Annotated in this window: 10 protein-coding genes and 1 pseudogene; 1 reads left to right on the plus strand and 10 read right to left on the minus strand. The window is 70.5% G+C overall.

Annotation, left to right across the window (positions count from 1 at the left end):
- Positions 1–31: 31 nt before the first annotated feature.
- The 9 genes from ACFYZ8_RS43365 to ACFYZ8_RS43405 form a co-directional block, all read right to left on the minus strand.
- The gene (locus ACFYZ8_RS43365) at positions 32–832 is read right to left on the minus strand and encodes an HAD family hydrolase (protein ID WP_388540639.1); all 801 of its coding nucleotides are present in this window, start codon (positions 830–832) and stop codon (positions 32–34) included.
- On the minus strand, positions 829–2,106 hold the full coding sequence (serS, locus tag ACFYZ8_RS43370) for a serine--tRNA ligase (protein WP_388540642.1): 1,278 nt from the start codon (positions 2,104–2,106) through the stop codon (positions 829–831). The genes ACFYZ8_RS43365 and serS overlap by 4 nt, the downstream gene beginning before the upstream one ends.
- Before the next feature lie 531 nt (positions 2,107–2,637).
- Positions 2,638–3,570 (minus strand): prephenate dehydratase, encoded by a 933-nt coding sequence (pheA, locus tag ACFYZ8_RS43375; protein ID WP_388540644.1) that lies wholly within the window; start codon positions 3,568–3,570, stop codon positions 2,638–2,640.
- A gap of 68 nt (positions 3,571–3,638) precedes the next feature.
- On the minus strand, positions 3,639–4,916 hold the full coding sequence (gene efeB / locus ACFYZ8_RS43380) for an iron uptake transporter deferrochelatase/peroxidase subunit (protein ID WP_388540647.1): 1,278 nt from the start codon (positions 4,914–4,916) through the stop codon (positions 3,639–3,641).
- Positions 4,917–4,924: 8 nt separating this feature from the next.
- Positions 4,925–6,856 carry a copper resistance CopC/CopD family protein gene (locus ACFYZ8_RS43385; protein ID WP_388540649.1) on the minus strand — a complete coding sequence of 644 codons (1,932 nt, stop codon included), beginning with the start codon at positions 6,854–6,856 and terminating at the stop codon, positions 4,925–4,927.
- 13 nt (positions 6,857–6,869) lie between these two features.
- Positions 6,870–7,322 carry a copper chaperone PCu(A)C gene (locus tag ACFYZ8_RS43390; RefSeq protein WP_359033921.1) on the minus strand — a complete coding sequence of 151 codons (453 nt, stop codon included), beginning with the start codon at positions 7,320–7,322 and terminating at the stop codon, positions 6,870–6,872.
- Complete coding sequence (locus tag ACFYZ8_RS43395; RefSeq protein WP_388540652.1) at positions 7,319–7,975, minus strand: SCO family protein; 657 nt, start codon at positions 7,973–7,975, stop codon at positions 7,319–7,321. The genes ACFYZ8_RS43390 and ACFYZ8_RS43395 overlap by 4 nt, the downstream gene beginning before the upstream one ends.
- A gap of 76 nt (positions 7,976–8,051) precedes the next feature.
- Positions 8,052–8,789 carry a YcnI family protein gene (locus ACFYZ8_RS43400; protein ID WP_388540653.1) on the minus strand — a complete coding sequence of 246 codons (738 nt, stop codon included), beginning with the start codon at positions 8,787–8,789 and terminating at the stop codon, positions 8,052–8,054.
- 155 nt (positions 8,790–8,944) lie between these two features.
- Positions 8,945–9,766 carry a hypothetical protein gene (locus tag ACFYZ8_RS43405; protein ID WP_388540656.1) on the minus strand — a complete coding sequence of 274 codons (822 nt, stop codon included), beginning with the start codon at positions 9,764–9,766 and terminating at the stop codon, positions 8,945–8,947.
- A gap of 230 nt (positions 9,767–9,996) precedes the next feature.
- Between ACFYZ8_RS43405 and ACFYZ8_RS43410 the strand changes: the two genes are divergently transcribed.
- Complete coding sequence (locus tag ACFYZ8_RS43410) at positions 9,997–10,437, plus strand: ATP-binding protein (RefSeq protein ID WP_359033988.1); 441 nt, start codon at positions 9,997–9,999, stop codon at positions 10,435–10,437.
- Positions 10,438–10,443: 6 nt separating this feature from the next.
- Here ACFYZ8_RS43410 and ACFYZ8_RS43415 read toward each other — a convergent pair.
- Positions 10,444–10,710, minus strand: a pseudogene (locus ACFYZ8_RS43415) (IS200/IS605 family accessory protein TnpB-related protein); the annotation flags it as partial.

Raw genomic sequence — 10,710 nt, forward strand, 5'->3', positions numbered from 1 at the left:
TCTCAGGCTGGTACGCCGAGAAGTTCCACCGTCAGCCGAGCAGCCGCTCCAGGACCACCGCGATGCCGTCCTCCTCGTTGGAGGCCGTCACCTCGTCGGCGACCGCCTTGAGCTCCTCGTGCGCGTCCGCCATCGCCACGGCATAGGACGCCCAGGCGAACATCGGGATGTCGTTGGGCATGTCGCCGAAGGCGATCGTGTCCGCGGCCTTCAGCCCCAGCCGGCGGGCCGCCAGGGACAGACCGGTCGCCTTGGACAGGCCCAGCGGGAGCAGTTCGACGATGCCCTCGCCGGCCATCGCGACCGTGACGAAGCCGCCCGCGGCCCGCTGGGCCGCCTCGGCCAGCTCGTCGTCCGAGAGCGTCGGATGCTGTATGTAGATCTTGCTCAGCGGGGCGGCCCACAGCTCCGCGACATCGGTGAGCGGCACCGACGGCAGCGCGCCGGTCACCGCGTATCCCGCGCCGACCAGCACCTCCCCGTCCAGCCCGTCCCGGCTCGCCGCCAGGTACAGCGGACCGACCTCCGCCTCGATCTTCGCGAGGGCCACACCGGCCAGCTGCCGGTCCAGCGTCACCGACGTCAGCAGACGGTGCTCGCCTGCGTCGTACACCTGCGCGCCCTGGCCGCAGACCGCGAGACCGTCGTAGCCGAGGTCGTCGAGGATGTGCCGGGTCCAGGGGACCGCGCGTCCCGTCACCACGATGTGGGCGGCGCCCGCCGCGGTGGCCGCGGCGAGCGCGTCACGGGTGCGCCGCGAGACCGACTCGTCGGAACGCAGGAGCGTCCCGTCGAGGTCGGTCGCGATCAGCCGGTACGGAAACCCGCTCACTTGGCGACCGGCTCCAGCAGCTCCCGGCCGCCCAGGTACGGCCGCAGCACCTCGGGCACCCGCACCGAGCCGTCGGCCAGCTGGTGGTTCTCCAGGATCGCCACGATGGTGCGCGGTACGGCGCACAGGGTGCCGTTGAGCGTCGCCAGCGGCTGGACCTTCTTGCCGTCGCGCATACGGACGGACAGGCGGCGGGCCTGGAAGCCGTCGCAGTTGGAGGCCGAGGTCAGCTCGCGGTACTTGCCCTGGGTCGGGATCCACGCCTCGCAGTCGAACTTGCGGGAGGCGGAGGCGCCGAGGTCGCCCGAGGCCACGTCGATGACCTGGAAGGGCAGCTCGAGGCCGGTCAGCCACTGCTTCTCCCACTCCAGGAGCCGCTTGTGCTCGTTCTCGGCGTCCTCGGGGGCGACGTACGAGAACATCTCGACCTTGTCGAACTGGTGCACGCGGAAGATGCCCCGGGTGTCCTTGCCGTAGGTTCCGGCCTCGCGGCGGAAGCACGGCGAGAAGCCCGCGTAGCGCAGCGGCAGCTGGTCGGCGTCCAGGATCTCGTCCATGTGGTACGCGGCGAGCGGGACCTCGGAGGTGCCGACCAGGTAGTAGTCGTCCTTCTCCAGGTGGTAGACGTTCTCCGCGGCCTGGCCGAGGAAGCCGGTGCCCTCCATGGCGCGCGGGCGGACCAGCGCGGGAGTGAGCATCGGCGTGAACCCGGCCTCGGTGGCCTGCGCGATCGCCGCGTTGACCAGCGCGAGCTCCAGGAGCGCGCCGACGCCGGTCAGGTAGTAGAAGCGCGAGCCGGACACCTTGGCGCCGCGCTCGACGTCGATGGCGCCCAGCGCCTCGCCGAGCTCCAGGTGGTCCTTGGGCTCGAAGCCCTCGGCGCCGAAGTCGCGGATGGTGCCGTGCGTCTCCAGGACGACGAAGTCCTCCTCGCCGCCGACGGGGACGTCGGGGTGGACGAGGTTGCCGAGCTGGAGCAGGAGGCGCTTGGTCTCCTCGTCGGCCTCGTGCTGTTCGGCGTCGGCCGCCTTGACGTCGGCGGCGAGCTGGCCCGTCTTCTTCAGCAGCTCGGCCTTCTCGTCCCCGGTGGCCTTGGGGATGAGCTTGCCGAGCGCCTTCTGCTCGGAACGCAGCTCGTCGAAGCGGACGCCGGACGACCTGCGCCGCTCGTCGGCAGACAGGAGGGCGTCGACGAGCGCGACGTCCTCTCCACGGGCGCGCTGGGACGCGCGCACTCGGTCGGGGTCCTCACGGAGCAGGCGAAGGTCAATCACGCGGTCAAGGCTACCGGTGCGGGGATACGGCCCACGACTCACTATTCCCGGCCGTACCGAATCATGGCTTACGTTCTGTTATGGGTGAATTGCGCAGGGTGTCAAGGAAAGAAACCCACCGTCCCCGGGGCGGGGCAGGTGCGGGGCGTGGGGTTGACTCGACTCCCTTGTGGAGAGCGGGATTTGGCGCACGGTTGTCCACAGGGATCCACACCCTCCGAAAAGTTATCCACAGGCTGTGCGGAGGATCTGTGGATTTCGGAATTGATCACTCCGAAACCTGGGGATCACGTCGAGGATTCCCCTTGCAAACCCGTATTTACCCCTACTTTCGAGTGGAAAGTGGTCACTCCAAAGGGTTACTCAAGGGAAAAGAATGGACGAAGGGTGATGTGCGCGCCTGTGAACGCGCGAGAGGTCTGTAGGCCGATTTGTCGACAGGGTCGTACTTTGGTGTCGACTTGTCCCCAGGTCGAGAAGCCAGCCTGTGGACAACTTCTGTGGATAACTAAAATCTGCAGGTAGGACAGGTCAGAATCGCCCGTCCTGGCACCGGGCCACCCAGTCAGAGGCCGCCATGAACTCCTCGTCCGAGGTGCCGGCCAGCGGCGCCCCCAGGTCCGCCGGCTCCTTGTCCGCACGCGGGTACGAACCGAGGAAACGCACCTCGCGGCAGATCCGCTTCAGCCCCATCAGGGCCTCCGCCACCCGGCGGTCGGTGATGTGCCCCTCGGCGTCGATGCAGAAGCAGTAATTGCCGATGCCCGCGCCCGTGGGCCTGGACTGGAGCAGCATCAGGTTGATGCCGCGGGTGGCGAACTCGCCCAGCAGGTCGCGCAGTCCGCCGGGGTGGTCGTCGCGCTGCCACAGCACGACGGAGGTCTTGTCGGCGCCGGTCGGAGCGGCGGGCCGGGCCGGGCGGCCGACCAGCACGAACCGTGTCTGCGCGTTCTCCGCGTCGTGGATCCCGGTCTCCAGCGCCTCGAGGCCGTACCGGGCCGCCGCGAACTCGCCCGCGAAGGCCGCGTCGTACTGGCCCTCCTGGACCAGCCGGGCCGCGTCCGCGTTCGAGGCGGCCGACTCCCAGTGGACGTCGGGGAGGTTGTTCTTCAGCCAGTTGCGCACCTGCGGCTGGGCGGCCGGGTGCGCGGAGACCGTCTTGATGTCCGTGAGCGCCGTGCCCGGCCTGACCAGCAGCGCGAAGGTGATCGACAGCAGCACCTCGCGGTAGATCATCAGCGGGGCGCCCGCGACCAGTTCGTCGAGGGTGGTGGTGATGCCGCCCTCGACGGAGTTCTCGATCGGCACGAACGCCGCCTCGGCCTCACCCGCGCGGACCGCGTCCAGCGCGGACTGCACCGACACGTAGGGGATCAGCTGCCGGGTCGCCGCCTCGGGAAGCGTCCGCAGCGCGACTTCGGTGAAGGTGCCCTCGGGGCCGAGATACGCATAGCTCGCTGGCATGACCTCACCCTAATGGCCCTTGTGGACGGGCACGCATTTCTCTCCCGACCGGGTGAACCGGCGTGACCTCATCCCTCCAGCAGCCGCTGCCCCACGTACTCCCCTTCCGCCGCCCCGCCCGGCACCGCGAACAGACCGCTCGACTCGTGCCGGATGTACGGGGAGAGCGCGTCGCCGCGGTCGAGCTTGCGCTGGAGCGGGACGAACCCGCGCAGCGGGTCCGCCTGCCAGCACACGAACAGTAGCCCGGCGTCCGGTGTCCCGTCCGCGTCGATGCCGTCGTGGTACGAGAACGGGCGGCGCAGGATGGCCGCGCCTCCGTTCTGGTCGGGCCGGGTGATCCGGGCGTGCGCGTTGACCGGCACCAGCAGATCCCCCTGCGCGTCGGTCTTCTCCAGGTTCATCGGGGTCGTCTCGGTGCCCCCGGACAGCGCCGCGCCGTTCGTCTTCCGGCGTCCGATGACGGCCTCCTGGGCCCCGAGCGACAGCTTCTCCCAGTCGTCGAGCAGCATCCGGATCCGCCGTACGACGGCATAGGAGCCGTTCGCCATCCACGCGGGCGTGCCGGACTCCGGGACGAAGAGGCGCTGGTCGAAGTCGGGCTCGCTCGGCTTCGGATTGCGGGTGCCGTCCAGCTGGCCCATGAGGTTGCGGGCCGTCATGGGGTGCGCCGTGGCCCCCGGCGTGCGGTTGAAGCCGTTCATCTGCCAGCGGACCTTGGCCGCGCTGCCCGCGTCCTTCTGGATCGCGCGCAGGGCGTGGAAGGCGACCAGGGCGTCGTCGGCGCCGATCTGCACCCACAGATCGCCGTTGCTGCGGGCCTTGTCGAGCTGGTCGGAGGAGAAGTCGGGCAGCGGGTCAAGGGCGACCGGACGCTGCTTCTCCAGCCCGGTGCGGGAGAAGAAGCTGTGCCCGAAGCCGAAGGTCACGGTCAGGGAGGAGGGCCCGGCGTCGCGGGCCACCTCCGTGTCGTGGGATCCGGCGGCCTCCCCCGCCATCAGCCGCCGAGCCGTCTCGGACCAGCGGCGCAGCAGCGCGGCGGCCTCCTTGCGGCCGCCGCCCGCCGCCAGGTCGAAGGCGACGAGATGGCCGCGGGCCTGGAGGCCCTCGGTGATGCCGGGCTGATGTTTCCCGTGAAACATCACCTCGCCGCTGCCGACCGAGGTCAGCGGAGTGGCGGCGGCGGGCGCGGCGGCATAGCCCACGGCCCCGCCGGCCGCACCGAGGACGAGCCCGGTGGCGCCGGCGGTGCCGAGCAGGGCACGGCGTGAGATGCCTGCCCCCGACGAGGGGCGCTCCTGCGCCGAGGCGCCTTCGTCGACGACGGGGAGGGACTGTTCAGCCATGGTGCGGGTCAGCCGATCTGCGCGTTCTTGGAGACGGTCGTCTGGTCGATGTCGGAGGTCCGCACGGTCACGGCGACCTTCCAGTCACCCGCCATGGGGATCTGCACGTTGCTCGCCGACCAGTGGCCGGTGGAGATGCGGTCGGGGGTGACGGTCAGCGGCCCGATCTTCTTGGCCTCCAGGGTGAGGGCGACCTTCACCTCGGGGATGTCGAAGGCACGGCCGTTGGGCCGCTGGACGTAGACGTGCATCTCGTTGCCGCCCACGCGCGCGGGGTCGACGTCGACCGTGACGACACCCTTGCCGTCCGTGCCGCCGGTGTCGAAGGACATGTCCAGCGTGACCGCCCCGGACCCGGCCGACGAGGAGGACGAAGAGGAGGAGGACGCGGACTTGGCCGCCTTGGCGTCCTCCTCGGTACGGCCGGGCTCGGTCTGCGTCAGCACGGTCGTGACCGCCAGCAGCACGACCGCGACCCCCGCCTCGGCGAGCACCGAGCGGCGCAGTCCGAACCGGTTCGGATCGGCGTCGCGTGTCCGCTTCTGCCGCGCGGTGTCCATCGCGGCCTGCTGCCGGGCGAGCTGAGCGGCCCGCTTGGAGTCACCGGAGGGCCTGGAGCCGCCCCCCTTGGACCCGCCCCCCTTGGACTTGCCGGAGCCGGCGGCATTCGCGGTCACCCGCTCCTTCTGAGGTGCCCGCTTGCTCTGCCGTACGACGGTGTCGGCGAGCTGCGCGGTCCACCGCCGGGAGATGAACGCGACGCCGACCATCAGCGCCACCAGCCCGATCTTGACCAGCAGCAGCTGCCCGTACCGGGTCCCGGTGAACGCCGACCAGGAGCCGAGCTGCCGCCAGGACTGGTAGACGCCGGTGGCGACCAGGGCGACGACGCTGCCGAAGGCGACCTGGGAGAACCGTCGTACGGCGGCCGACTCGATCGGCGCGTCCGAGCGGTACAGCGCGACGAGCAGCGCGGTCAGCCCGCCGAGCCAGGTGGCCACGGCCAGCAGGTGGACGACGTCGACGGGCATCGCGATGCCCGCCTGGAGCCCGACCGAGGCGTGCTCGGCCATCGCCCAGCTCGCCGCGAGCCCGGCCGCGACGACGGTCCCGCCGATCGCGAGCCCGAAGGTGAGGTCCCGCTTCTCCTCGTCCTCGCGCTTGTCGTACGCCCCGAAGAGCACGGAGATGAACAGGGCCGCCGCCGCGAGCAGCAGCAGCCGGGAGACGAGGGCCGCGCCCGCCTTGGTCTGGAGCACGTTCCCGAGCAGCTCCAGGTCGAAGATGTCGCCGACCTTCCCGGAGCCCGTGTAGGAGCCGCGCAGCAGGAGCAGCAGCAGGGTCGCCGAGGTGAGCGTGAGCCAGCCGCCGACGACGAGCCGCTGCATGGGCCGCACTCCGGCGCCGCGCTGCCAGCAGCCGAGTACGAAGGCGGCGCCGCCGACCAGGACGATGAAGCCGGCGTACGACATGTACCGCCCGAAGCCGTACAGCCAGCCGACGACCCCGCCGCCCGCAGTGTCCCCCGAGACGGAGACGGAGGTGGTCGAGGGGGCGCCGATGGAGAAGGTGAAGGCGCCGGCGACGGGGTGGCTGTCGGCGGAGACGACCTGGTAGGTGACGGTGTAGGTGCCGTCGGGCAGGCCGCCGTGGAGTTTCACGCCGTACGTCGTGCCGCCGGCCTCGAACGGCTTGCCCTGCTGGACGGGCTTGCCCTTGGGGTCGAGGACGCGCAGCGAGTCGTTCGACAGGGCGACCTTCTCGGAGAAGGTCAGTGAGACCTGGTCGGGCGCCTTGTCGACCACCACCCCCTGCTGGGGGTCGCTGCCGGTGAGCGCGGCGTGCGCGGAGGCAGGGCCGGCCGTGGTCAGCAGCAGGCCGCACACGGCCAGGAGCAGCAGTACCAGGGTCCGGACGCGGGGGGCGATGGTCTGCGTCAAGGTGATCCCTCCCTCAGTGTCCGGTCTTCGGGACGTAGGTCGCCGACTTCACCGGCATCTTCACGACGACGGGGCCGGACTTGGCGAAGTGCAGTTCGACGGTGACCGTCTGACCCTGCTTCGGAGTCTGCTTCAGCTTGTCGAACATCAAGTGGTTGGCGCCGCTTTTGAACACGAGTTGACCGTGGGCCGGGACGGAGAGGCGGGAGACCTCCTCCATCGCGCCGCCGGTGGTCTCGTGCATGGTGACTTCGCCGTCCTCGCTGGTGACCGAGGTCAGCTCGTCCTTGGACGAGCCGGAGTTGGAGATGGTCAGGAACCCGGCCGCCATGTCGGCGGAGACGGGCTGCGGGATGTAGGCGCCGGAGACGGTGAGCCCTCCCGAGGAGCCGTCGGCATCCGAACACCCCGCCAGCAGCAGGACCGCCCCGGTCAGGACGGCGAGCCCGGTGGAAGAACGTTTCACGGGTTCTGCCCCTTGATGATCTTGGGCAGGTCCTTGGTGTAGTCGTCGACGGTGGCGTCCTCGCCGTACAGGACGTACCCCTTGTCGGTCTTCGGGGAGAAGGCGACGACCTGGGTGCCGTGGACGGAGACGGTCTTGCCGGTCTTCTTGTCCTTGTGGGTGGGCTCGATGGAGATGCCCAGGGTGCGGGCGCTCGCCTGGATGGTGGCGAAGTCGCCGGTCAGGCCCACGAAGGTGGTGTCGATGCCCTTGAGCCACTTGCCGAGCTCGGCGGGGGTGTCGCGGGCCGGGTCGGTGGTGACGAAGACGACGGTCAGCTTGTCCTGCTCGGCCTTGGGGAGCTGCTTCTTCGCGACGGCGATGTTGTTCATCGTCAGCGGGCAGATGTCGGGGCAGTGGGTGTAGCCGAAGTAGACCAGCGTCGGCTTGCCCTTGGTCTCCTTGCGGAGGTCGTACTTCTGGCCCTTGGTGTCGGTGAGGACCAGGTCCGGCTTCTCGAACGGCTGGTCGAGGACGGTGGCCGCCTTGTCCGAGCCGGCCTCCTCCGAGACCACGGAGACGGGCGAGCCGCTGTCGTCACCGCCGCCGCAGGCCGAGAGGGTCAGCGTGGCGGCGGCGACCAGCGCGGCCGCGGCGAACGTCTTCTTGCGCATATCAAAATGTCCCAGATGTAAGAATTTCGGTGTGTGCCGGGGCCCTACGACCCCGGCACACGTCCCGCTGGTCGGATCAGGCGTCGCTGCGTCGACGGCCGGCGAGCACGCCGTAGGCCACGCCCAGGGCGCCCACGACGATGCCGACCACGCCGAGGACACGGGCGGTGGTGTCACTGCTGTCGCTGTCGGCCGCCTCGGTGCTCGCTGCGGCGTTCTCGGTCTTGGCGTCCGCCTCCTCGGCGGCCGACGAGCCGTGGTGCCCGTCCCCGGAGGCCGCGGACAGGGCGAGGACGGGGGCCGGCGTCTCGGGCTCCTCCGCGCCGTCCTCCTGGACCTCGATCCAGCGCACGACCTCCTTGTTGGAGTAGGTCTGGATCGCCTTGAAGACCAGTTCGTCGGCGTCCTCGGGCAGGGCGCCGACGGAGACCGGGAACTTCTCGAAGTAGCCGGGCTGGATGCCGCTGTCCTTGGTGGCCGCGGTCCAGGTGACCTTGGAGACGGCCTCGGTGATCTGCTCGCCGTGCAGTTCGAGCGGCTTGGCCAGCTTGGACTTGGTGACCTGGATCTTCCAGCCCGGCATCGGCTCGGGCATGACGGAGGCCAGCGGGTGGTCGGCCGGGAAGTTGACCTCGAGCTTGGTGGTGGAGGCGTTGTCGCGCTCGTTGGGGACCTTGAAGTCCACGACCGCGTAACCGCCCTTGGCGGCGGTGCCCTCGGCGGCCACGCTGACGTGCGCGAAGGCGGGCGAGGACAGGACGACGACGGCGGTGGCGGCGACGGCGCCGGTGGCGGCGAGACGAGAAGCCTTCATGAAGGGCACTCCGCTTCGAAAGGGATTCCGCTGAAGGAAGGGAATTCCGGTGACAAGGGGATACGCGTGCACACACGCGCGTGCCGCACGACGGCGGCCCCCGTGTCCAGGTCCCTCGGCAAGCGGAGTGGAAGTGGAGCGGTGGTCGCGTCGCGTCAGGCGGCGAGAACGAGTCCGGCGGCGGCCGGCGGGCCGCGCCTGATCACCGTGTGCTGGAGTGCCCCGGTACGCGGTCGGGGCGGCGCGAGCCAGGCCGCCGGCGGGGTGCGCGGCCCGGTCCCGGGCGCTCCCGGCAGCCCCGCGCGCAGGGCCCGCACCAGCGCGAGCGCCCCGCGCAGGGACCGTACGAGCGCCGCCTCCGCGATCGAATGCGCCGAGCACGCGGACAGTTCGGCGAGCCGCAGCAGCGCCAGGTCCCCGCGCCGCAGCAGCCACCCGGCGACGACGGCCGCGATGACATGCCCGAGGACCATCGGCAGGGACGGCCAGACGGCGGACCCTGAGACGGCCTGCGTCGCGTGGTGCGCGGTATCAGGCGTGCCCGGGCCCCGGTACAGCCGTGCGTCGGTGAGGAGCTTCTGGGCCTGCGCCGGGCTGATCGCCGCGGCGGTGGTCCCGCACAGCAGGCGCGCGGCCTGCTGGACCAGCGCGGTGTCGGACGCCGGCTGAGCGGAGGGCATCGACGCCATCGACGTCATCGTCGTCGTACCGTGCTGCCCGAGCCCGAACAGCACATGCAGCACGGTCTGTCCGGCCGCGAGCAGTGTCGCGATCCCCGCCAGTGAGCGCTCGCGCCCGGCGAGAGGTGCCACGAGGAGAACGACCCCGGCGAACCCCGCGCCGAGCGTCCACAGCGGAACCGTGGCGCAGGAGGCGATCGAGTGACCGGCCGCGGCCAGCACGACGCAGACCGCGGCGAACACCGCGGCCCGCAGAACCCGGAGATCCCCTCCGGAGCGCGCGTGGGGGGCAGTCATGGCGGGCTCATCATCGCACTGGGCTCATGGACGCCATACGGCAGGTCCACAAGATGACGTACGGGTCGTACGACCGGAAGGTCACTTTGGGCCCGAGCCGCCCCACATACACCGTTCTTTACGCCGACCGCATCGCCCGTATGGGCGGCATCACGTCAACAATGTGCTTACACCCGGGCACGGGCGGCAATACGTAACGGTATGTCGAGCCGCGGCCAGGAGGCTGGAGCATGAGCATCTGGTGGTCACTCCATCTGCGGCGCGAGGCTGCGAGCGTGCCGCTCGCCCGGCGTCTGCTGCTCGGCACCATGGAGACCGCGGGCGTCGACCCGGACGTCTCCTACGACCTCTCCCTCGCCCTCAGCGAGGCCTGTGCCAACGCCGTGGAGCACGGCGGGGAGAGCGGCCCCCAGGACTCCTCGGCGGCGTACCGGGTCACCGCCTACCTCGACGGCGAGAAGTGCCGCATCGAGGTCACCGACTCCGGCCCGGGCTTCCCGCCCGTGCGGCCCCGCCTCACCCCCGTGGAGGCGGAGAACGGCCGCGGGCTCTGCCTCATCCACGAACTCGCCGACCACGTCCAGATCGGCAACAAGCCGGGCCGCGGCGCCGTGGTGAGCTTCGACAAGATCCTCAAGTGGCGCGAGGGCGCTCCGCTGATGGCGGTGTGACCGTTCCTAGAGACTGAGCGGGAGTGAGTCCTGTTGCCAGGATTCGTGCTCAGCCGAACGTCCCGAACGGTGTTGGGTGTTCTGGTTGCCCGCTTTCGCTCCGCGTCCGGGCGGCACGTATCTGGTGCGTGGTCCGGGAACGGGAGGGCGGGGTTCCTCGCGCCCAGGGGCACGCCGCTCGGCCTGGACGGTCCGATGCCCGTGCACATCGCTCTGGTGTGCACGGGGCGGTGTCGTCCGTCGCCGGATCGGGTGTCCCTGGGCGCGCCGTCC

This window comes from Streptomyces sp. NPDC001668, assembly GCF_042893155.1.
Taxonomy (GTDB): Bacteria; Actinomycetota; Actinomycetes; order Streptomycetales; family Streptomycetaceae; genus Streptomyces.

Bases quoted from the DNA above. Each gene is read 5' to 3' on its own strand.
- pheA (WP_388540644.1), bottom strand. From the start codon at position 3,570: ATGCCAGCGAGCTATGCGTATCTCGGCCCCGAGGGCACCTTCACCGAA.
- efeB (WP_388540647.1), bottom strand. From the start codon at position 4,916: ATGGCTGAACAGTCCCTCCCCGTCGTCGACGAAGGCGCCTCGGCGCAG.
- ACFYZ8_RS43395 (WP_388540652.1), bottom strand. From the start codon at position 7,975: ATGCGCAAGAAGACGTTCGCCGCGGCCGCGCTGGTCGCCGCCGCCACG.
- ACFYZ8_RS43400 (WP_388540653.1), bottom strand. From the start codon at position 8,789: ATGAAGGCTTCTCGTCTCGCCGCCACCGGCGCCGTCGCCGCCACCGCC.
- ACFYZ8_RS43405 (WP_388540656.1), bottom strand. From the start codon at position 9,766: ATGACTGCCCCCCACGCGCGCTCCGGAGGGGATCTCCGGGTTCTGCGG.
- ACFYZ8_RS43410 (WP_359033988.1), top strand. From the start codon at position 9,997: ATGAGCATCTGGTGGTCACTCCATCTGCGGCGCGAGGCTGCGAGCGTG.